This is a genomic window from Acetobacter sicerae (assembly GCF_011516765.1).
Taxonomy (GTDB): Bacteria; Pseudomonadota; Alphaproteobacteria; order Acetobacterales; family Acetobacteraceae; genus Acetobacter; species Acetobacter sicerae.
In genome coordinates, this window is the sequence record NZ_JAAABN010000001.1 from 206,587 (window position 1) to 227,371 (window position 20,785).

The 20,785-nt window shown below is 57.7% G+C and carries 20 protein-coding genes; 8 read left to right on the forward strand and 12 right to left on the reverse strand.

Features of this window, described 5'->3' with window-relative positions:
• Positions 1-10 precede the first annotated feature (10 nt).
• The 6 genes from GVI59_RS00880 to GVI59_RS00905 all read right to left on the reverse strand — a co-directional run bounded on the left by GVI59_RS00880 (position 11) and on the right by GVI59_RS00905 (position 6,437).
• Complete coding sequence (locus GVI59_RS00880) at positions 11-595, reverse strand: uracil-DNA glycosylase family protein (protein WP_173572417.1); 585 nt, start codon at positions 593-595, stop codon at positions 11-13.
• Positions 595-1,302, reverse strand: a complete 708-nt coding sequence (locus GVI59_RS00885) for an NAD-dependent deacylase (protein ID WP_173572721.1) — start codon at positions 1,300-1,302, stop codon at positions 595-597. Before GVI59_RS00885 ends, GVI59_RS00880 begins: the two co-directional genes overlap by 1 nt.
• 2 nt (positions 1,303-1,304) lie before the next feature.
• Positions 1,305-2,786 carry an ArnT family glycosyltransferase gene (locus GVI59_RS00890; RefSeq protein WP_173572418.1) on the reverse strand — a complete coding sequence of 494 codons (1,482 nt, stop codon included), beginning with the start codon at positions 2,784-2,786 and terminating at the stop codon, positions 1,305-1,307.
• Between the two features lie 233 nt (positions 2,787-3,019).
• On the reverse strand, positions 3,020-4,897 hold the full coding sequence (gene cysC, locus GVI59_RS00895; RefSeq protein WP_242012857.1) for an adenylyl-sulfate kinase: 1,878 nt from the start codon (positions 4,895-4,897) through the stop codon (positions 3,020-3,022).
• A gap of 18 nt (positions 4,898-4,915) precedes the next feature.
• On the reverse strand, positions 4,916-5,710 hold the full coding sequence (gene cysD, locus GVI59_RS00900) for a sulfate adenylyltransferase subunit CysD (RefSeq protein WP_173572419.1): 795 nt from the start codon (positions 5,708-5,710) through the stop codon (positions 4,916-4,918).
• 40 nt (positions 5,711-5,750) lie between these two features.
• Positions 5,751-6,437 (reverse strand): phosphoadenylyl-sulfate reductase, encoded by a 687-nt coding sequence (locus GVI59_RS00905; protein WP_173572420.1) that lies wholly within the window; start codon positions 6,435-6,437, stop codon positions 5,751-5,753.
• A 235-nt stretch (positions 6,438-6,672) separates the two neighbouring features.
• Between GVI59_RS00905 and GVI59_RS00910 the strand changes: the two genes are divergently transcribed.
• The gene (locus GVI59_RS00910; RefSeq protein ID WP_173572421.1) at positions 6,673-7,278 is read left to right on the forward strand and encodes a glutathione S-transferase N-terminal domain-containing protein; all 606 of its coding nucleotides are present in this window, start codon (positions 6,673-6,675) and stop codon (positions 7,276-7,278) included.
• A 17-nt stretch (positions 7,279-7,295) separates the two neighbouring features.
• Here GVI59_RS00910 and GVI59_RS00915 read toward each other — a convergent pair whose 3' ends face one another.
• Positions 7,296-8,177 (reverse strand): methyltransferase domain-containing protein, encoded by an 882-nt coding sequence (locus tag GVI59_RS00915; protein ID WP_173572422.1) that lies wholly within the window; start codon positions 8,175-8,177, stop codon positions 7,296-7,298.
• 136 nt (positions 8,178-8,313) lie between these two features.
• Here GVI59_RS00915 and GVI59_RS00920 point away from each other — a divergent pair, with 136 nt between their 5' ends.
• The 6 genes from GVI59_RS00920 to GVI59_RS00945 all read left to right on the forward strand — a co-directional run bounded on the left by GVI59_RS00920 (position 8,314) and on the right by GVI59_RS00945 (position 13,522).
• Positions 8,314-9,114 (forward strand): ComF family protein, encoded by an 801-nt coding sequence (locus GVI59_RS00920; RefSeq protein ID WP_173572423.1) that lies wholly within the window; start codon positions 8,314-8,316, stop codon positions 9,112-9,114.
• A gap of 144 nt (positions 9,115-9,258) precedes the next feature.
• A complete protein-coding gene (gene grxC / locus GVI59_RS00925; protein WP_173572424.1) occupies positions 9,259-9,519 on the forward strand; it encodes a glutaredoxin 3 in 261 nt (86 codons plus the stop codon).
• An 8-nt stretch (positions 9,520-9,527) separates the two neighbouring features.
• On the forward strand, positions 9,528-9,998 hold the full coding sequence (locus GVI59_RS00930; protein WP_173572425.1) for a DUF1178 family protein: 471 nt from the start codon (positions 9,528-9,530) through the stop codon (positions 9,996-9,998).
• Positions 9,999-10,042: 44 nt separating this feature from the next.
• Positions 10,043-10,600 (forward strand): DUF2147 domain-containing protein, encoded by a 558-nt coding sequence (locus tag GVI59_RS00935; protein WP_173572426.1) that lies wholly within the window; start codon positions 10,043-10,045, stop codon positions 10,598-10,600.
• Positions 10,601-10,712: 112 nt separating this feature from the next.
• A complete protein-coding gene (locus tag GVI59_RS00940; protein WP_173572427.1) occupies positions 10,713-11,198 on the forward strand; it encodes a DUF2946 domain-containing protein in 486 nt (161 codons plus the stop codon).
• 110 nt (positions 11,199-11,308) lie between these two features.
• Positions 11,309-13,522 (forward strand): TonB-dependent receptor, encoded by a 2,214-nt coding sequence (locus GVI59_RS00945; RefSeq protein WP_173572428.1) that lies wholly within the window; start codon positions 11,309-11,311, stop codon positions 13,520-13,522.
• Positions 13,523-13,584: 62 nt separating this feature from the next.
• On the opposite strand, the gene GVI59_RS00950 is transcribed toward GVI59_RS00945, so the two are convergent.
• From GVI59_RS00950 to GVI59_RS00960, 3 genes are all read right to left on the reverse strand, one after another.
• Positions 13,585-14,319 (reverse strand): hypothetical protein, encoded by a 735-nt coding sequence (locus GVI59_RS00950; protein ID WP_206752361.1) that lies wholly within the window; start codon positions 14,317-14,319, stop codon positions 13,585-13,587.
• Between the two features lie 81 nt (positions 14,320-14,400).
• Positions 14,401-15,555 carry an FMN-dependent L-lactate dehydrogenase LldD gene (gene lldD / locus GVI59_RS00955; protein ID WP_173572430.1) on the reverse strand — a complete coding sequence of 385 codons (1,155 nt, stop codon included), beginning with the start codon at positions 15,553-15,555 and terminating at the stop codon, positions 14,401-14,403.
• Between the two features lie 171 nt (positions 15,556-15,726).
• The gene (locus tag GVI59_RS00960) at positions 15,727-16,074 is read right to left on the reverse strand and encodes a DUF3147 family protein (protein ID WP_173572431.1); all 348 of its coding nucleotides are present in this window, start codon (positions 16,072-16,074) and stop codon (positions 15,727-15,729) included.
• A gap of 161 nt (positions 16,075-16,235) precedes the next feature.
• On the opposite strand from GVI59_RS00960, the gene GVI59_RS00965 reads away from it, so the two are divergent.
• Positions 16,236-17,219, forward strand: coding sequence for a zinc-dependent alcohol dehydrogenase family protein (locus tag GVI59_RS00965; protein WP_173572432.1), 984 nt, complete (start codon positions 16,236-16,238; stop codon positions 17,217-17,219).
• A gap of 22 nt (positions 17,220-17,241) precedes the next feature.
• On the opposite strand, the gene GVI59_RS00970 is transcribed toward GVI59_RS00965, so the two are convergent.
• Both GVI59_RS00970 and GVI59_RS00975 read right to left on the reverse strand, forming a co-directional pair.
• On the reverse strand, positions 17,242-19,830 hold the full coding sequence (locus tag GVI59_RS00970) for an HWE histidine kinase domain-containing protein (protein WP_173572433.1): 2,589 nt from the start codon (positions 19,828-19,830) through the stop codon (positions 17,242-17,244).
• 210 nt (positions 19,831-20,040) lie between these two features.
• Positions 20,041-20,619: a YqaA family protein gene (locus GVI59_RS00975; protein ID WP_173572434.1), complete on the reverse strand. Its 579-nt coding sequence runs from the start codon at positions 20,617-20,619 to the stop codon at positions 20,041-20,043.
• Positions 20,620-20,785: the final 166 nt, after the last annotated feature.

Below are 20,785 nucleotides of genomic sequence, written 5' to 3' on the forward strand. Positions count from 1 at the left end.
TCTGTTCGCGTCATTTTCCGAGGATGCGGGCAACTTCCTGTCTAAGCGTGGGAAGAACCTCGTCGCCAAACCAGGGATTGCGCTTCTCCCATGCTCCGGTCCGCCAGGACGGATGGGGCAGGGGGAAATAGCGGGGAAGATAGTCCCTGAAATGGGCGACCCGATCCGAAACACGGCCCGGTCCAAGCACGTAATTCTGGGCGTAACTTCCTACCAGCAACGTCAGCTGGATGTCATGCAGTTCTGAAAGAACCTGCTCACGCCACAATGGCGCGCATTCCGGTCTGGGCGGGCGATCGCCACCTTTTGGCAAACGTCCCGGGTAGCAGAACCCCATCGGGACGAGCGCGACCTTTTCCGTGTCGTAAAAAGTGTTCCGGTCCATGCCGAGCCATTGCCTGAGTCTGTCACCTGATGCGTCGTTGAAGGAAACGCCGGTCTCGTGAACTTTCGTGCCGGGAGCCTGACTGGCGATCAGCAGCCTTGCGCGGGGAGAGACATGCAGCACCGGTCTCGGTCCCAGTGGCAACGACTGGGCGCAGACGGTGCAGGCACGAATACGCGCAACCAGTTCGTCCAGAGAGGCGTCTGACATCAGGCCTGGGTCGCCAGTCGATCCCGAACAAAACGGGGAACGGTCTGTGTTGCCGGTCCATAGCTCACTTCATCGAACAGTTGGGCGTTACCGGTCGGCACGAGGTTCAGTTCCACCGTGTGGGCGTGCTGGGCGGCCTGCCCGGCGAAACCTGCGGCAGGATAAACGGTTGCGGACGTTCCAATGGCGACAAAGGTGTCACAGGCGTCAATGGCCTGCATGATGCGCTCCATGTGCAGCGGCATTTCGCCAAACCAGACAACGTCTGGCCGCAAGGTTTTCTGCCCACATTCGGGGCATGGCGTTTCCCGCGTGCAGGCCCCTTCCCACGCCGGTGTGACGCCGCAGGCAAGACAGCGGAGCCGCAAGAGTTCGCCGTGCATGTGAACGACGTTTCTTGAACCTGCGCGTTCATGAAGGTCGTCGATATTCTGTGTCACCAGAAGAAACGCATCGTCACGGTTTTCTCCGTAGGCTTTCTCGAGTTCAGCCAGAGCGGAATGGGCGGCGTTGGGCGTTACGTTTTTCAGTTCGAGCCGACGATGATTGTAAAAATCATCGACCATGGCCGGATTTCGCTCGAATCCTTCCGGCGTGCAGACATCTTCCAGTCGCACCTGCGACCAGATACCTCCCTCATCACGGAAAGTATCCAGTCCCGATTCACGACTGATGCCGGCTCCGGTCAGAATGACGATGCGTTCCAGTATCAGGGTTTCCCATCATTGAGTTTATAGACAACCAGAAACGTGTTTTCCTTGGATTGTTTACGTCTGTAGACTTCATGATACCGGCTTCGCAGAACGGCATAAAGCTGTGACCGGATCGAAAGGTTTTCTTCCGACCAGGCAGGCTCCTCTGTCACGACATAGAGGGGCGATGCCGCCAGAATATGGTCCAGTTCTGCATGCGGGTCCATGCCGGTCGCCTGCCGTTCAGCAAACTCGTTGAAATGCCCGGGAAATGGATGGTTGGTGAGAGCGCACCACGGCAGAACGTCATAGAGAATGACTGGCCCCTGATAGACAAACGTGCACCCCTTTGGTTGGGACATGGTTTGAGTCATTTGCGCCAGTATTGCTTTGTTGCCGTGCTGCTTCTCGTGTTTATGGATATCCTTCTGTCCCATGATCAGCCCGCAGAGCAGAAGCAGGACAGAGGCAATCCGTCCCCCCTTCGGAATGTCCCACAGCGGAGCGCAGAGCAGGGTCAGAGGCGGAAACAGTGGCAGGGCATAATGGGTGTACCACCCACCGAAAACGATCACACCAATGCAGGCGCATACTGCCCACGGGATGAGGAAACCGAAAGCGCGTAAGGTAGGCGTCTCTGTCACTGTGAATTTCAGCCTATATCCGCATCCCACACAGCCTAAAACGAGAAGAGGCGTCGTCAGTAACAGCAGTCTTGCTTCGTTTTCTTTCAGGGTCGCCGCAGTGCGCGCGCCACGCAGGAAAATGGAATTGACGTTGGCGAACAGCCATTCATGACCATACCCACCTGCGTAATACGCCGCAGCAACAACAAGTGTGGGGATCAGCGCCAGCAGACACCATAGAAGACCGTCCATGACAATCGCGCTGATACGGCTGCCTGCTCGCCAGTGACACCAGAGCAGGTAAACCCCGAGGAACATGCCTTCAAAAACAGCCGAATACTTGATCTGCAGGGCCAGTCCGACCAGCAGCATGGCCTGACAGCCTGTGTTTCGCAGCACTGTTTCTGAAGGGTTCGACAAGACCAGCCGAAACAGGACGAGCGACATCGCCGCAATCATCAGAAAATTATAAAAGACAGGGCTCTGGCCACCTTCGCCACCCGCGAGATTCAGCCAGGCGATGTAAAGCAACGCCGCAAGGAATGCCCCATTACGGGAAGCTATCGTGCCCGCCATGCGCATCAGAACAAGAGAGGTTCCCCATACGGAGAGAAGCGCTCCGATCTGATAGGCCCAGAAACGCCATGGGCCGAACAGATGAAAAAAAGCGTAGAGCAGAAAAAGGCCGAACGGCTTCCGGTCCCAGATCTGCACATACGGCAGATCTCCATGCAGCAGGCGTCCACCCACAAACAGGTAAAACTGCTCATCAATATGAATGAGAGGATTACCGAAGGTAGCCGCGCGACACAGGATGGCAAAAAGCAGGAGCGCTACCGGAAAAACTGTTCTGATCTTGTCTGTGGAAAGCAATGGAGCAACCTGCTGTATCGTCTCTTCGAACCTGATGACGACGATCGCTCAAGGCGATGATGTCGTGTCCAGATCACGAAAATTCTGAACGGCTGCATTCATAGACCGTCTATTAACTCAGACAATGCCAGTGGCAACACAAAATGTTCGGATATTTTTCAGTATGTGACACCCTGCCGCGTAAGGCGGCAGGGATCACGTCTGTCTTCCGCTGGGAGAAGACAGATGGGAAGTCAGATGACGTTCAGGATGTGTGTGACCAGAGCGTCAGCGTTTTCTTCTGCTGATGCTCCATCCGCCCTGATGTGCAGATCTGCTTTTGTCGGTGCTTCATACGGCGCACTGATGCCGGTGAAGTTCTCGATCTTGCCATCCCGTGCGGCCTTGTAGAGCCCCTTGGAATCACGCTGCTCACAGGTCGCAAGGCTGGTGTCGACGAAGACCTCGTCAAACGCGTCACCGATGATCTTCCGGGCGAGAGCGCGGTCGGCCACCAGCGGCGAGATGAGCGCGACGATCACGACCTGACCGGCCTGCGTGAGGATCTTGGCGACCTCGGCAGCGCGGCGGACATTCTCGTGACGATCGGCCTCGGTGAAGCCAAGATCGCTGCACAGCCCCATGCGGAGCGTATCGCCATCCAGAACGAAGGCGTCCGTGCCACGGGCAAACAGCTTCTTCTCGGCCAGACGGGCGATGGTGCTCTTGCCCGCGCCGGACAGGCCGGTCAGCCACACGACACGCGCCTTGTGACCCTTGCTGCGGGCACGCTGTGCACCGTCAACTTCACCAGCGGACGGATGAATTGCATGGCCGTCCTTCAGGTCAGCCGGACCAAGCAGCGGTGCGCCGCCGACAATGCGCTGGTTACGGTCAACCAGAACGCCGCGTCCATCGGATGTGCCGGGGGAGAACGGGTCAAACTGGATGGCTTCACCCGCCACCAGCGTGACATGTGCGAAACCCTCGGGGCCGACTTCCTCGGCCTGCTGCTCGGTCAGATCATCAAGACGCAGGACTGAGTCGATCGACGCCACCGTCACCTGATGCTCGGCGGTGGAGAGACGCAGGCGGAAGCTCTCGCCAACCCGCAGCGGCTCCTGACGCAGCCAGAACAGGTGCGCGCGGATACGGGCGGTTTTTTCGGGAGCCTGATGCGGCAGGAACAGCATGTCACCACGGGCGGGGATCACGTCCGGTTCAAGCACGAGCGCGATGGACTCACCGGCCTCGGCTTCGTTGCGTTCTGGCGCATGCCAGCGGGCAACCTTCGCCACGCGGGCCTTGCTGCCCTGCGTGCCGATCTCGACCGTATCGCCCTCACGGATGACGCCGCGTTCGATGCGACCGGCGACATAGCGCACGTCGTCATAGCGATAGACGTCCTGCACCGGCATGCGGAACGGCAGGGCGGCGCGGGTGTTGCCGCTCGGGACAGCAGCCAGAGCTTCGGTGAGGATCGGGCCGGTGTACCACGGCGAACGCTCGGAGTGGCTGGCGATGTTGTCGCCATCGCGGGCGGAAGCCGGGACGAACAGGGACGGCGTCAGATCAAGCTGGGCCAGCAGTTCGGTCACGGACTTTTCGACGGCGCGGATCTTCTGCTCGTCGAAGCCCAGCAGATCGGCCTTGTTCAGCAGCACGATGATGTGGCGGATACCGATCAGGCGCAGCAGCATCGCGTGACGACGCGTCTGCTCCTGAGCGCCCTCGTTGGCGTCCACCACCAGCACGGCAGCTTCGGCGTCAGCGGCGCCGGTGATCATGTTGCGCAGGAACTGGCGGTGGCCCGGCGCATCGACGATCACGAACTGGCGGTTGCCTAGACGGAACGGGATACGGGTGGAATCAACCGTCACGCCCTGATCGCGCTCGATCTGGAGGCTGTCGAGCAGGAAGCTCCATTCGACGGCCAGACCACGCTTCTTGGAAGATTCAATGATCTGCTGGACCTTGCCGTCCTGCAGATTGTCGGTGTCATACAGCAGGCGGCCGATCAGGGTGGATTTGCCGTGATCGACATGCCCGACGATGACGATGGGGGTTGCCGTATCGAGCAGGGCCTCGCGGTCAGCGGGGTCGAGGCGTGCAGCGGATAGTGTGTCGCTCATGGTGTCTGTTCCCAGCTCTCAGAGATAACCGGCGACACGCAGCCGCTCGAATGCGTCTTCGGATTCATGGTCCATGGCGCGGCCAGCACGCTCGGACGTCTTGGTGGTTTCAAGTTCCGCGATGACCTCGGCCACGGTGGAGGCATTGCTCTCGACCGGGGAGGTGATGTCGGAATCACCCAGCGAGCGGTAACGCTTGCCGTTCTTGGCGAAATAGAGGTCGACCAGCGGGATGTTCTCGCGCTCGATGTAGCGCCAGATGTCGATCTCGCGCCATGAAAGCAGCGGATGCACGCGGATATGCATGCCTTCCTCGTGCGGGGTGGCGTACTGGTCCCAGAACTCGGGCGGCTGGTTGCGGATGTCCCACTTGTGGGATGCTCCACGCGGGCTGAAAACGCGCTCCTTGGCGCGGGTGCCCTGCTCGTCACGACGGATTCCGGCGATGACGCCCTGCAGCTTGTGGGTCTCGATCATACTGGCGAGGCCAGCAGTCTTGCGGGCGGCAGACCGGGCGGCAGGCGGCAGGGTCGGGTCCATTTCCTCGACCGGCGGGCAGTAGCCCAGCAGCAGATCAAGGTTCCACTTCTTCGTATATTCGTCGCGGAAGGCATACATCTCGGGGAATTTCTTCTCCGTATCAACATGCATGACCGGGAACGGCACGCGGCCCATGAACGCCTTGCGGGCGAGCCAGACCATGACGTTGGAATCCTTGCCGAGCGACCACAGCATGGCCAGCGGCTTCAGCTTCCGATACGCCTCGCGGAGGATGAAGACGCTCTGCGCTTCAAGTTGATCGAGATGATCCATGATTAAGTGGAACCTTCTTATGCTGTCAGGCCAAATACTGTCAGGTGGGGCGGTGAATGCCACATTCGACTTTTGCCATACCAGCCCAGCGACCGGCACGGGGATCTTCATTTTCGCCCACCGGCCGTGTGCAGGGCGCACAGCCGATCGAGGGATAACCTTTGGAGGCCAGCGGGTGACGGGGCAAGCCGCGCCGGGTCATTTCCGCGTCAATTTCTTCCCTGGTCCATTCGGCCAGCGGGTTGATCTTGATGCGTCCCTCACCATCCGCCTCGATGATTTCCATACGGTTGCGGGTCGCGGCCTGTGAACGCTTCCGCCCGGTAATGAGCGCGGGGTAGGGCAGGGACGCCGCATCAAGCGGCTCCACCTTGCGCATCCTGCAGCAGGCATCCGGATCGAACGCCCAGAGCTGACCTTCCGGATCACGGTCCTGAATCGTGCGATCCGAAGGTCGGACATCAATCACATCCAGCAGGCCAAGGGTGCGGGCAAGCTCGTGGCGATATTCGATCGTCTCCGGAAAGTGCATGCCGGTTTCCAGAAACAGGACCGGTATGGCAGGATCGACTTCTGCGGCCAGAGCCAGCAGAAGGGCGGACTCAGCCCCGAACGACGACAGCACGGCGACCTGTCCCGGCAGCACCTCACAGGCGGCTTTCAGGACGGCTCGTGCATCGCTTCCGGCTGCCCGGAGCATATCGATCTGCTGCTGGGTGACAGTCATGCCAGATATCCCTGCTGTTTAATACGACCAAGCGCCGTGATTTAGAGGGCATGTAGAGGATAAGAGTTACAAATTCAAGACGTATAACGGAAATTCATAAGAAGATTGAGTGTTAATTGAACGATGTTTTATAGTGAAACTAATCTCGCCGTTCGGGAAGACAGTGTGTTAGGCTCCTTTTGAACGACGCGAGGCAGGCTTGCCTGAAGCGCCGCCCCCTCTTCGGAGATCCGTCATGAAACTTTATTATACGCCCGGCGCCTGTTCCCTTGCTCCTCACATTGTCCTGAAGGAAGCAGACCTGCCGTATTCTCTGGAAAAGGTCGATCTGGCATCCAAAAAAACCGAGACAGGCGAAAATTATCTCGAGATCAATCCGCGTGGTGCGGTTCCGGCGCTGGAAATCGAGCCCGGTGTGGTCATCACGCAGAACTCGGCCATTCTCCAGTATATTGGCGATCACTCGACCGTTCCGGCCTTCAAGCCTGCTTACGGTTCTCTCGAACGGGCGCGTCTTCAGGAAGCGCTCGGTTTCTGCAGTGATATGCATGACACCATCGGCGCGATCTTTGCCCCTGATCTGTCTGGTGAAGCGCTGGACAAGGTTGTGGCGGGAATCAATCGTCGACTGGCGCAGTTTGAAGCCATGCTCCCTGATAACACCGAATACTGGCTGGGCTCCGACTACACGCAGGCGGACGCCTACGCCTTCATTCTGCTGTCATGGATGTTCTTCAAGCACATCGACATTTCCCGCTACACCAAGGCTGTGGCGCTCCATAAGCGCGTCGGAGCGCGGCCTGCGGTTATCGGTGCGATGAAGGAAGAGGGGCTGGGCTGACCGCAATAGCGGACACGTCAGCTTTTATCGCCAAGAACCTCGTGCAGGGACGTTGTGAACTGTCCCGGCGCGAGCGGCTTGGGCTGCGTCGGGGCAGGAGCCCAGGCGCTCATCACCGCCAGATGGAGGGGAAGGGACAGAATCCCTTCCTCATCTCCACATCTTTCTGCCAGCCCTTCGAGCGCGGCAGGAAAAAGCGCCGGATCAGGAAACCGTCGGTCCCGCAGCGTGAGAGCGTTTGTCTCGCCCGCCGCCCGCAGATCCCGAAACAGCGCCAGCCCCGAGCGGTAACGGATATCCATTACATCCGCATCGACAACCGGCAGGGCAAATCCCGCCCGCTGCAGCAGGGAAGCGCAGTCACGCAGCATCGGAAAAGGCGAGACATGTGGGGAAACACCGCCACTCAGGGCCAGTTCCGCTTCCTCGAACCCGGCACGTAAAGGGGCGAGGGTGGGCAGAACAGGCATGCTGGCCAGAAACAGTCCGTCGGGTTTCAGGATTTTCCTGATCTGAAGCAGCGTCCCCGGCAGATCGTTCACCCAGTGCAGCGACAGGCTGGCGATCACCAGATCGAAGCTGTTCTCGGCAAAGGGAAGAAATTCCTCATCGGCGCAGACTGTCAGTGTGCCGGTCCTGTCGCGCACGTGACGGGCCATACAGGGCGACAGGTCGCAACTGACAACCTCGATCCCCCGCATCTGCAGGCTGGACGCCGTTGCGCCCCGGCCACCAATATCGAGCGCAAGCGGGAAGGATCGCGTCAGATCGTCCAGTCGCTCGATCAGTCGGTCAGCGGCTTCTTCCAGAATGGCCGAAACACCGTCAAGTGTGTCCGCTGCACGATCCCGATGCAGTCTGACAGTATGGCGGTCGAAGATGGCATGGTGATGTTCCATGCTGGAAATATGTGCGCCGGTCTTCTGTCTGTGCCAAGAGGAAAGCACAGGATGAAACGGTATATTCATCACAGTGACGGCAGATCAGGGCCAACGAAGCGATGCCAGCAACCCAATACCAGCAGGTCGGTTCACCATGACGCTGCTTACAGGACGTTTGGTGAGGGCGGTCAGAAGCACGGGCCGCTTCGCGCTGGATCTTGTACTGCCCCCCACCTGTTCATCCTGTGGCGAGGAAGTGGATCAGCCCCATTCGCTCTGTCCGGCCTGCTTCGTCAGGATGCACCCGATCGGCGAACCGCGTTGCGATCAGTGTGGCGTTCCGCTTCCAGCTTCCACGCATCTTGGACGGGACGCTCGTTGCGTTTCCTGCGAACTCCATCCTCCACCCTGGTCGAAAGCCCGGGCGGCCTATGTGTATGACGAGGGATCACGCGACCTGATCCTGTCGCTGAAATATGCTGATCGCACCCAGAACGCCATCATTCTGGCGAAGCAGATGAACCGGGCCGGGCGGGACATTCTGGAGCGGGCGGACTGGCTGATCCCGGTTCCCGTTCATTGGCGCAGATTGCTGGAGCGCAAATACAATCAGGCTGCGCTGCTGGCCCGTGCGGTGAGCAGGCTGTCGTCCGTCCCCGTGTTGGTGGATGCTCTCCAGCGACCTCGCGCCACCAGTCGCCTCGCCAGCTTTTCCGCCGAGGAGCGGGCGAAGGAAATGCAGGACGCTATCCGTATCAGGTCACGAAGTGCCGAAACGGTCAGAGGCAAGCATGTCGTGCTGGTGGATGACATTCTGACGACGGGTTCGACCGCATCAGCATGCACGCATGCTCTCCTGTCTGCCGGAGCGGAAAGTGTATGTCTGCTGGCGGCTGCCCGGACCACGCCGGATACGCAGGACGATATAAGCCGACCGGGCCTGTCGGAGGACTAGCCGGAAGAGGCTCATCCCTCCTGATGGCGCGTTGGAATGTATTTCTGTATCGGCTTTCATATGACAGGGAGAAATGACACGCTATGATAGGACATTATCGTAGCAGTGCGCGGCGCACGCCCGCATCAGAATGACGGAATGCGAATGCCAAAGATCGAGATCTATACCCAGCCAGGTTGCCCCTACTGCATTCGGGCCGTAGCGCTTCTTGAAAAGAAGAAGGTGCCTTTCACAGAAATCAATGCGCCGCACGGCACGCAGGAGCGTATGGATTCACGGGAGCGCTCTGGCGGCAAGACCACGGTTCCGCAGATCTTTGTGGATGGAAAGGGCATCGGCGGCTGTGACGACCTGTTTGCTCTCGAGCGGGGTGGAAAACTGGACGCCCTGCTTCAGGCTGCCTGAAACAGATCATGATTCACTACCAACTCCGCTGCGTCTCTGATCATGAGTTCGAAGGATGGTTCAGGGATTCTTCCGCCTTCGAGGATCAGGCCGCACGCGGACTTCTTTCCTGCCCTTATTGTGGAACGGCGAAAGTCGACAGGGCGCTCATGGCGCCTGCGGTGCGCTCGTCGCGGCAAAAAACGGATGAGCGACAGGAGCAGCCTGCAGCCCCCGCTGAAGTCCCTGTGACATCTGTTGCCGGGCAGGCAGGTATTCCTGACGTCCTACTGTCCGTGCTTCAGAAAATGCGGCAGGAAGTGGAAAGCAAATGCGAGAATGTCGGCGACAGGTTTGCCGAGGAAGCCCTTCGCATCCATCATGGTGAGGCCGAAGAACGCGGTATTTATGGGTCGATGACCCCAGAAGACCATGAACGACTTGAGGATGAAGGCGTTTCAGTTCAAAGGCTTCCCTGGGTACAGCCTGCCGAGGGATAACCGTTCCGTTCACTGGAACCGGTTGCCACCGGGTAACCGGAAGGATGAAATACGTGACTGCTGATTTGCCGCCAGAAACGCCCGGTCGTTCAATATCCGTCATTACTGTCGGAAAAGCGGCAGTCCGGCTGATTCTCGCTGCTTTCGTAGGATTTGCCGCACCTGTCGTGACAGCCTCCGTCCATGCGGCTGAACCGACAGCGACCGCAGCGCAGAATTCTCCTGTCATGGGAATGTGGCTGAGCGAAAAACATGACGGCATTTTCCGGATCGCACCGTGTGGCGATTCTGTCTGCGGCACCCTGATTGGTCTTTCCTACGGTCCGAACGAGCCCATGCCACGCGCCAAGGACGGGCGGTCGGAGTGCAATCTTGTCATGCTCACAGGATTCCGCCCTCTGGAGGATGATCCCGGACGTTGGGAAGGCAAGATTCTCGACCCCGACGCGGGCAATCTGTATCACGCGCAGATCTGGTCGCCGAAACCGGATATTCTGAAGCTGCGTGGCTATATTCTGGTGCCGGTCTTCGGCGAGACACAGACATGGAGCCGCTATCACGGCACGATCGGTCCCGAATGCCGCATGCCTGCCAACCCGTAAGGGTGTTGAAAGAAGGTCTCGTTCGGGGTGGACGTCGCTCCGTCACATGACTAAGGCATGGACCGCAAGGACGATCATTTTCTGAGAAATGGGGGCAGGTTCTGACGACGAGATGAGGCTTTCGGGTTCTCCCGCGACACGATCGTCCGCCGGTCGCTGGTTTATCGTCGCACTCACCCTTATCGGTCTGCTGGGCCAGCTTGCCCTGCAGGGTCTTGCGTCACCGGGCGAGACACCCCGAACCGCCATTCTCCGTCTGACCGGCATCGATATCAGCCCCCGGGCTGGCATCTCCAGCCATTCACCGCACCATGAAATGAGCGGCATGCACATGGGACACGGCGCTTCAGCCGACAGTCACCATGTCATGCCCATGCCGGATCACCTCGGAAATTCCGGGGAAGGCCATCACCACGACAGCGACTGTCCGCTCTGTCCGCTGCTGCTGTTTTTCGGCATTCTCCTGAATGCAACGGTCTTTCTTCCGGCCGTCAGCGCTGTCTGGCTGTCCATGCGCCGTATCTTCGCGCAACCACGGGCGCCACCCTCTTTCACTCTGCTGTTGCCGCCGGCGACAGGGCCTCCACTCGCCATCTGAACATCTCCCGCCATCGCAATTCATAGTCGACCGGATGGACGCTTCTGCGTGCGCATCTATCCGGTGACTTCTGCGATCGATTTCTGTTCAGATCACAGGATAGCCCTGTCATGTTCGTTCCCGGCCACAAGCACGCCCTGCTGTGCTCTGTCTTCACGCTTGGATTTGTTGTTTCTTTCTCACCACTCTCCGTGTCCAGCGCCCGTGCTGCCACGTTTGATCTGACGCCGGCAGAGAGCCTTTCCCGCGTTTCGCCCAAATCCTCTCAGGCGAAAGTGTCGGCTGAATCGGATGCTTCCGGACATACCAAAATCGTTGCGCATGCTGACGAAAACATCATCGTCAACGCGATCAGACTGCGTGATCGCACCAGTCCCGATACCACATCGCTTTTTCGCCACAGCCTTGGCTTCAGCTCCTATTCTGCTGGAGGCGTTTCGGCGCTACCGGTGCTGAACGGCATGGCCGATGATCGCATCGCCACGATTGTCGACGGCATGAGGATTGCCTCAGCCTGTCCGAACCACATGAATCCCGCCCTGTCCTATGTGGACCCTGACTCCGTCGCGACGGCGCAGGCCATCGCGGGAATCACCCCTGTGAGCATCGGAGGGGACAGCACGGGCGGCAGCATCGTGGTGGAGCGGCGTGATCCTCTGTTTGCCGAACACGGCAAGCTCCTCGTCACAGGCCATGTGCGGGGGGATTATCGCAGCAACGGCGGCGGATCAGGCGCATCGGGCACCATAACCGTGGCCAATGACACATGGAGCCTGCGCTATACCGGCTCTTACGCTCACGCGAGCAACTACCGGACGGGCGGCAGCAACAGCAGGCAGGTGCGCTCCACCAGCTATCTGAGCTTCAATCACGCCGTGACCGCCGGTTTTCACAAGGACAATCACCTCGCGTCCGTCACCTTCGGTCAGCAGGACATTCCCTATGAAGGCTTTCCCAACCAGTACATGGACATGACCAACAACCGGTCCACTTATGTGAATAGCAAATACAAGGGCGAGTTCGGCTGGGGCAATCTGGAAGCTCGGGCCTACTGGCAGCGGGTCGATCATGTGATGAACATGATGAACGACAAGGGCGGGCATACCGCCACCACGGGCATGCCGATGAACACGGACTCCCGTTCGGTAGGCTATAGTCTCAAGGCGATCATTCCCCTTGCGCCGAAGCATACGCTCACCCTTGGCAGCGAATTCGAGCATAACGGTCTGAACGACTGGTGGCCACCGCTGACCGGCAGCATGATGATGGGGCCAAATACGTTCCATAACATCAACAACGGTCACCGCGACCGACTGGGGCATTACGCGGAATGGAACGCCCAGTGGCTGCCCCGCGTGTCCACGCTGCTTGGTTTTCGCAGTGATCTCATCATGATGAATACGGGACAGGTCGCGCCTTATTCATGGACCGGTATGATGTCGATGGCCGACGCCATGGCCGCTCAGAAGTTCAACGCGGCGTCCCGGGGGCGCACCGACACGAACTTCGACGTAACGGCGCTCGTTCGCTGGCATCCGCTGGACAGTCTGTCGATCGAAGGCGGATACGCCCGAAAGACGCGGTCTCCCAACCTCTATGAGCGCTATTCCTGGGCGCAGGGGGCGATGGCCACCAGCATGATCGGCTGGTTCGGCGATGGAAACGGCTATGTCGGCAATCTCAATCTGTCGCCGGAAGTCGCCAATACGGCCAGCTTCACCGTCACATGGCACGATCCGACTGACGATGGCTGGGAAGTGAAAGTCCAGCCTTATTACACCTATACCCATAACTACATAAATGTTGTGCGGATCGGCTCTTTTTCAGACGGAATGTCAAAGCTCCAGTTCGTCAATCACAATGCACAGAGTTACGGCATCAATTCCTCGGCCAGAGCGCGGCTATGGAAAACAGAGGCGTATGGAACGGGCGAAATCCGCGCCAATCTGAACTGGGTGCGGGGACAGGATCTACAGAATCACTCCGGGCTGTATCACCAGATGCCGACCAATGGCACGGTAGGACTTTATGAAACCTACCAGAACTGGACGGGCCGGATCGAAACCACTCTGGTCAAGAGCAAAAGCACGGTCGACTGGGTCAGAAACGAGCCTCGCACGCCCGGATATGTGCTGCTTGGAATTGGCGGCAGCTATCGCTGGCGTAACTTCCTGCTGGACGCCAGCATCGAGAATATCTGCAACCAGAAATACTATCTGCCACTGGGGGGCATGTCTCTTGGAGACTACAAGGCGACCGGCATCATGAGCCCGCTTCAGGGTATGGGGCGGTCATTCAATGTCAGCCTGACGGCCTCTTTCTGATGTGTGGGTTGGGAGAGGGGCTCATGCCCCTCTTTCCCACCAGAAAATTCGTTTAGAGTCTTTCAGGCCCATACGCTGCGTCGGCTATTCCGGACGAGCGCCAGACACTGGTCGAAAAGCAGAAAAGGCTGGCAGGACAATAGCGTTTCGCCATCCGTGACAAGAATTAAAACAGCATCATCAGGGACGGTCTGAAGAGGCGTTTTCTGTTCTTCCTGATATGCTCCTTCAGAGTCCTCAGGGTCATCCGGGTAGAGCGCACACAACTGCTCGAAACCTGCATCAATCGTGCTTTGCATGGCGTCTTCCATACCGGCGCCAGCCAGTGAAGTCTGTTCTTTCACCATATCAAAAAATCTGACGATCTGATCGGTGATCTTCGACACGGCCTCACCGAGGGGCCACTCTTCGGCGTGAGCAATGTTCGCCAGCAGACGACCCAGCCCCTGCATGGTCAGACAATACTGTCCATCGACCACAAGCCGGTCTTCAGAGGAAAGAGTGCAAAGGTTCTTTTCTGTTTCAAGAAAAGAACCGGTCCCGGTCAGACGTTTGTCCCATACAGGCCAGTCATGTGCTGTTCCGATCTTCAGACATGTCCTGCGAGCGTCCATTTCATTCAGGCATGGTGCGAGTGGATGATGAGTGCCGTCCTGAAATATAACGGTCGGCACATGATTTTTCTGATCATCTGAAACAGGTCTGACCCAGAGGCATTTCACCGCCTCTGGCGCAAGCAGTGTCGGATCAGCAAACGGAGAAGCGATTTCGGATGCAGTGTGATAACCGAAAGCCATGGTCATTTCTCATGGAAAGAGGATGCATGATTGAAAGCGATTTTCCAGAGGGCAGATCAAAGGCAGGCTCTCTGCCTTTGCTCAATCCATCGAACTGGTATCCAGCTTTTCAATGCTTTCACTGGTGATATCCGCAATCGAACTGGCTCCTGTCAGTGTCATGGCGACCTGAAGCTCCTTTTCCATCAGGGAAATAAGATTCTCGACGCCAGCCTGACCATCCGCCGCCAACGCGTAGACAAACGCCCGTCCCAGCAACACGGCGTCCGCGCCAAGAGCGACCATGCGGGCAATATCGAGCCCGGACCGGACGCCTGAATCGGCCAGTATCGCCAGCTTTCCTTTGACCTGCTCCACGATAGGCGGAAGAGCGCGGCAACTGGAGAGAACACCATCGAGCTGACGACCTCCATGATTCGAGACGACAATTCCATCCGCGCCGAACCGCACGGCATCCTGTGCGTCTTCCGGGTCGAGAATACCCTTGATAATCATCGGACCTGTCCAGAACTCGCGGATCCATTCCAGATCCTTCCAGCCGATGGAGGGATCAAAGTTACCGGCCAGCCAGCCAATATAGTCTTCCAGCTTCGTCGGACTGCCGCGATAGACCGAGATGTTACCCAGATCATGCGGCCGTCCGCGCAAGCCGACATTCCATGCCCAATGAGGGTGCGTCACGGCCTGAAGGTAACGTCTCAACGGGGCGTATGGCCCGGACATACCGGAATGCGCATCGCGATAACGCGCACCCGGCGTTGGCATATCGACGGTGAAGACCAGCGTTCCGATCCCCGCAGCCTTGGCGCGCTCAAGCACATTTTTCATGAATCCACGGTCTTTGAGCACATAAAGCTGGAACCAGATCGGCTGCGGCGACTGGCTCTGCACTTCCTCGATCGGGCACACAGAGACCGTTGAAAGCGTGAAAGGAACGCCTTTTTTCGCGGCCGCTCTGGCGGCCTGCACCTCGCCACGACGGGCATACATGCCGGTCAGACCCACGGGGGCCAGAGCGGCGGGCAGGGAGAGCCTGCGTCCGAAAAGTTCTGTCTGTGTGCTGAGATTGGAGACGTTCCGCAGAATGCGCTGTCTGAGCGCAAGATCCGACAGGTCAGAGATATTACGTCCCATGGTGTGCTCGGCGTACGAGCCACCGTCGATATACTGAAACAGGAATGGCGGCAGACGGCGGCGGGCGGCTTCCCGGTAATCCGATGGCGCTGAAATGATCAATCCAAATCTCCTGCTGCCGGTTTTTCGGAACGACTGTTCCGGCGTTACGTAATGATCTAGATCAACAGATAAATGATAATTGTTCTCATTTGCAACAACAGGATGGATAAACTGCTGAAAAACTATTCCGACGCGCAAAGTGATTGGGACTGAAGGTGATTGGGTCTGTCGTTACAGCGAATATCCAAACCAGCGCAGCATTCCCATCGTCGCCATATAGAGGCCAAACGTCAGACCGCATCCACCCAGCAGCGCCGGATAAAAAGACACCCCGTGCTTCATCGCCCAAGGAATAAGCAGAAACATCGGCAGAGAGGGCAGCACATACCAGAATGTCGCAAAGACATGGGCCTGCATCCGGTCGGCGTCATGTGTCTCCTGCCATAACCAGAGCATCCCGAAAATCGAGACAAGGGGCAGGGAGGCGATAAGCGCTCCAGCCGCCGGATAGCGTTTGGCCACTGAGGAGGCGAGGGCGATCATCAGCCCGGAGAGCATGACTTTCAGAAGGAAAAACATCGACGCCCCACATTATTCCTTTTTTGCGTTAGCCTGTTTCCGGCAGCCTGCCCAGTCTCACAGCATCACTCACAGCATCAGACCAAAAAATCACATCCACCTGCGCCATATCAATGCGCCCCGGAGTCATTTCAATCAGGTTCCTGCTTAAGGAGACAGACATGTTCGCGATGCAGCTCAGCAAGCCACATACCCCGCTTGAATGGGTCGAGCTTCCAGACCCTCATCCCGGACCGGGCCAGATCCGTGTGAAAGTCGGGGCCTGCGGGGTGTGTCGCACAGATCTGCATGTGGTGGATGGCGACCTGACTCATCCGGCATTACCGATCATTCCAGGCCACGAAATCGTCGGTCGCATCGACGAACTGGGAGAAGGCGTTACGGGTCTGAGCATTGGCCAGCGCGTGGGCATCCCCTGGCTTGGACATACCTGCGGCCATTGTCTCTACTGCGATGAGGGCAAGGAAAACCTGTGCGACCATCCGCTGTTCACCGGCTACACGCGCAATGGCGGTTACGCGACGATGACGGTGGCGGATGCGCGTTATGCCTTTCCACTGGGAGAAGAGGGGGATGATGTTTCTCTCGCACCGCTGCTCTGCGCCGGACTGATCGGCTGGCGCTCCCTCTCTCACGCAGGCGACGGCAAGAAGATCGGGCTTTACGGGTTTGGCGCCGCCGCGCACATCATCGCTCAGGTTCTTCGCTGGCAGGGCAGGGAGGTTTATGCTTTCACCACACCCGGTGACACGGAAAAACAGGCGTTTGCACGATCGCTCGGAGCCGTCTGGGCAGGTGGTTCGGACGAGATGCCACCGGATCTTCTCGATGGAGCGATCATTTTTGCCGCTGTTGGTGCTCTGGTGCCTGCGGCCCTCAAGGCTATCCGCAAAGGCTGTCGCGTGGTCTGCGCAGGGATTCACATGAGCGAAATTCCGGCGTTCTCCTACGATATCCTGTGGGAAGAGCGCGAGATTGTCTCAATCGCCAATCTCACCCGGCAGGATGGGCTCGATTTTCTGTCTCTTGCTCCGAAGATGAGTGTCACCACAACCACCAAGCCTTATCCTCTGCGCAAGGCGAATGAGGCGCTGGATGATCTGCGGCATGGGCGGTTCGATGGAGCGGCCGTGCTGGTGCCCTGAGGCACTCCACCTCATCCGGAAATCAGGTGAGAACGGCCTGAAGATTACGGATGAGGACAGATGCAGTATAGGGTTTGTGTATGACAGGCACATCGGAAAACTCGGCCGGAATCATGTCGTGTCCCGTGTATCCAGTGGTAAAGATGAAAGGCACATTTTTTTTACGCAGGATTGCCGCAACCTCGAGCACATTTTCTTCGCCAAGATTGATGTCCAGAACGGCAACATGCAGGGTAGAGGAGAGTATCAGTTTTTTCGCCTCGCTGGCTGTGGCCGCAGTGCAGATTCCGGTCACACCATGATCTGCGAGAATGTCTTCAATCTCCATGGCGATCAGCATCTGATCTTCAACGATCAGAACATGCGCGTTCCTGAGATCAATGTCTCTTTTCTGATCTTCAGCGGGGACGTGACTGTTGTGGCATGTCAGAGACCATGGCTTACGATTAAGCTCCGGAGCCTCATTCACAAAACGGGCAGGCACTGACAGGCGGATATTGACCCCTTCGGGACAGAAGGTCCGCTCCGCCATGCCACCCAGTTCATGTGTCAGGGCGCGGGAAAGCAGCATGGACCCGAAGCCGAGATGGGTCGGCTCACTGACTGTCGGGCCACCACTTTCTTTCCAGAGAATATCCCAGGTCTGATGCGCTTCATTGAATTTCCAGGAAATGGCGAGATGCCCCCTCTCACATGACAACGAGCCATATTTTGCCGCATTGGTCGCAAGCTCATGAAAGAGAAGGGTCATGACGGACAGGGCTTTTCCCGGCATCCACAAATCGGGACCGGTCACCGTTATGGCGTCAGGCCGGATGGAGTAGGGAGTCAGTTCAGCCTCGAGCAGGGCATAGAGGTACCCACCGCTATTGGCGCTCACGATCTGATCGTGAGCCACGGCCAGCGCCTTGATCCGGTCACGCAGCCGCTGGATGCTGTCTTTCTGCGATCTTTCCTCGACAATGGAGCGGCCGACAACAGACTGCACGACGGAGAGAATGTTTTTGACGCGATGCGTCAGCTCATCGTTCAGCAGCCTCTGACGTGCTTCGGCCTGTGATCTCTGCTCCAGCAGCGCCTGATAGTAAGCGCCAGTTGCTTCGATGAGGGCAGCACGCAACTCTTCAGCCGCTTCCTCGTCCTCAACGGTCCATGTTGCTGAACAGTCATGAACCCTGTCCTGACAGAAGCCGCCTTTCCCATACGGTACGGTCGGCGTTTCTCCGGGTTCAGGAGCGCGGTTAACGATACGAACTTTCTCCTTGCGGAAGAAATACAGGTAATCCCCCGGCTGCGCAGTCAGCGGCACGACCATCATTCCGGCAATGTCGGGCAGATGCGGTACCAGAGACGCGGCATCCCTGATGAGCGACACGGTGTCCCATATCTGGACAATTCCGCCTTTATAAGACCCTGACCAACGGACCAGTTCAGACATGGATTCATGCTGGATTTCAAACCCGTGAACTGCCGGATGGCCGTCAATCCATACAGCGACGCCATCGCATTCCACCTGCGACGTCAGATCGGCGACATGGGCGCGGATATAGGCGGGAATGTCAGTGGCTGATGCTGCGTCATGCACAAAGCCCTGAATGGCGGCGTATGTCTTCTGCGTGACCTGCAGACGGCTGGCGCGAACATTGGCTGTGATCTGAAGAGCCACATATTCACTGAACATTTTGGCGACGGCCCGCTCGTCCATTGTGACATTCTTCGGCGTATAGTTCCGCCCGATCAGCATGCCCCACAGCGCCCCGTCAACGACCAGCGCCAGCAGCATTGTCGCCTCTATGCCGCAGGCTTTCATATAGGCCTGTCGATCGCCGGATGAAGCGCGCATCATCACCAGAGAAAGATCCAGAGGCGCCAGTCTGGCTTCCGACCGGATTTCAATCGCTTCCGACGAGACGTTTTCAATCACCCGGATAAGAGAGCGCAGATAAAGCTGCCTGAGCGCATCCGGCAGACCCGCGTGCGATATGTACTGCCCGGCCAGATGGGCAAGCTCGGGGGAGCAGTCGTCAGCCATCACTTCAGCCAGCCCATGCTGGGCAAACCGGCACAGCATGACGTGATCGTAGTCCACGATCATTCTCATCTGAACGACGGCGGCCTGACATAATGAAAGAAGTTCGTTGTTTTCCCGCAGTCGATCTATAGCGCTTCTCAGGTGTCGAATGAGAGAGCCGGTCAGTTGCGGGGAACCGGGCGGCGTGCATTCTATGACAAGATCATCGCCAGAGACATGGACGGCTATGTCGCAGGCTATCGGTTGCGAGCCGATGGGCAGATTGAAAAGCAGGGCCGGGCGGCCGGTAATCTGGTTTTCCTTCAGCCCGTCCAGAATGGCGCGTGCTGCGACTTCAGCCGTACATTGTACAAATGTGTCGCCGAGCGCCATATCAGGCTGCGAAAGAAAAGCTGGAGCGTTTACAGAATAACGCCGCAACAGGAGAGTGTGAGTGTCAAAGCACAGAAGACATCCACGTGCCTGAAGAAGATTCCTGTCTGTTGCGCCTTCATGCGCAACAGGTGAGAAGGCCACTGGATGCTCGCCCCGTCGGGTCTCACCCCAGTTTGCCTCTCTCTTTTCTCTGCTGAATTCCATTCTTTATATCCACCCTGCTAGGCGCCATGCATTTCCTTCGCCGACAGAAGTGCCGGTTTCCTTCCACCGCGATTTCGCATGGCTACGGCTGGCAGTTCGCGTTAAAGAAATTCTCCCCTTATCAATCGATGCAATCAAAAACAGAAAACCTTTTTGTCTGTAACACACCGAAAGCATCACAAAATATAAAAAATGCCTCTCTGCGAATATTTACAAATAAGCCAAGGCAATAACGCCACCAACCAACGCCAGCGCAAAAACGCCACATACCAGTGGCAGACGCTTTTCGATGAAGGTTTCAATAGGCGCTCCAAAGTGGCGGAGTAATCCCGCCACAAGGAAAAATCTCGCGGCGCGCGTCACCAGACTGGCCGCGATAAATGGCAGCAGGGCAAAATGTGCCGCGCCGCTTGCGATGGTGACGAATTTATAGGGAACAGGCGTCAACCCTTTGATGAGTATGATCCATACACCCCAGGCGCGAAATTTTTCCTGTAATGCGGCCAGTGTGGCGTCAGCATGGTAAAAATGAACGATCGGGCGTGCTATGACCTCAAGTAGAAAAGCGCCGATATACCACCCGAGCACACCCCCCGCGACACTGGCCAGTGTCGCAATGGCAGCGTAACGCCACGCCTTGGCCCTGTTGGCGAGAACCATTGGTACGAGAAGGGTTTCGGGGGGGAGAGGAAAGAAACTTGCCTCACAAAACGCAAGAAAAGCCAGAAAAAACGGGGCATTGGGACCAGCCGCATGAGCACGCACGCGCGCATAAAGACGGTCAAGCATGACGTCAGAAACCCCGTATCCATTTAAACTGGCGCAGGCATGCCACTTCGACCACATGGTGAGCAAGGCCAATGATGCTTCGTGGCGGATCATTTATCGAAGTAACGTTAAAAGAACATCAGAAATAAGGATCGATTAGTGATTTGGGGGATGAGCCCGACAGGCT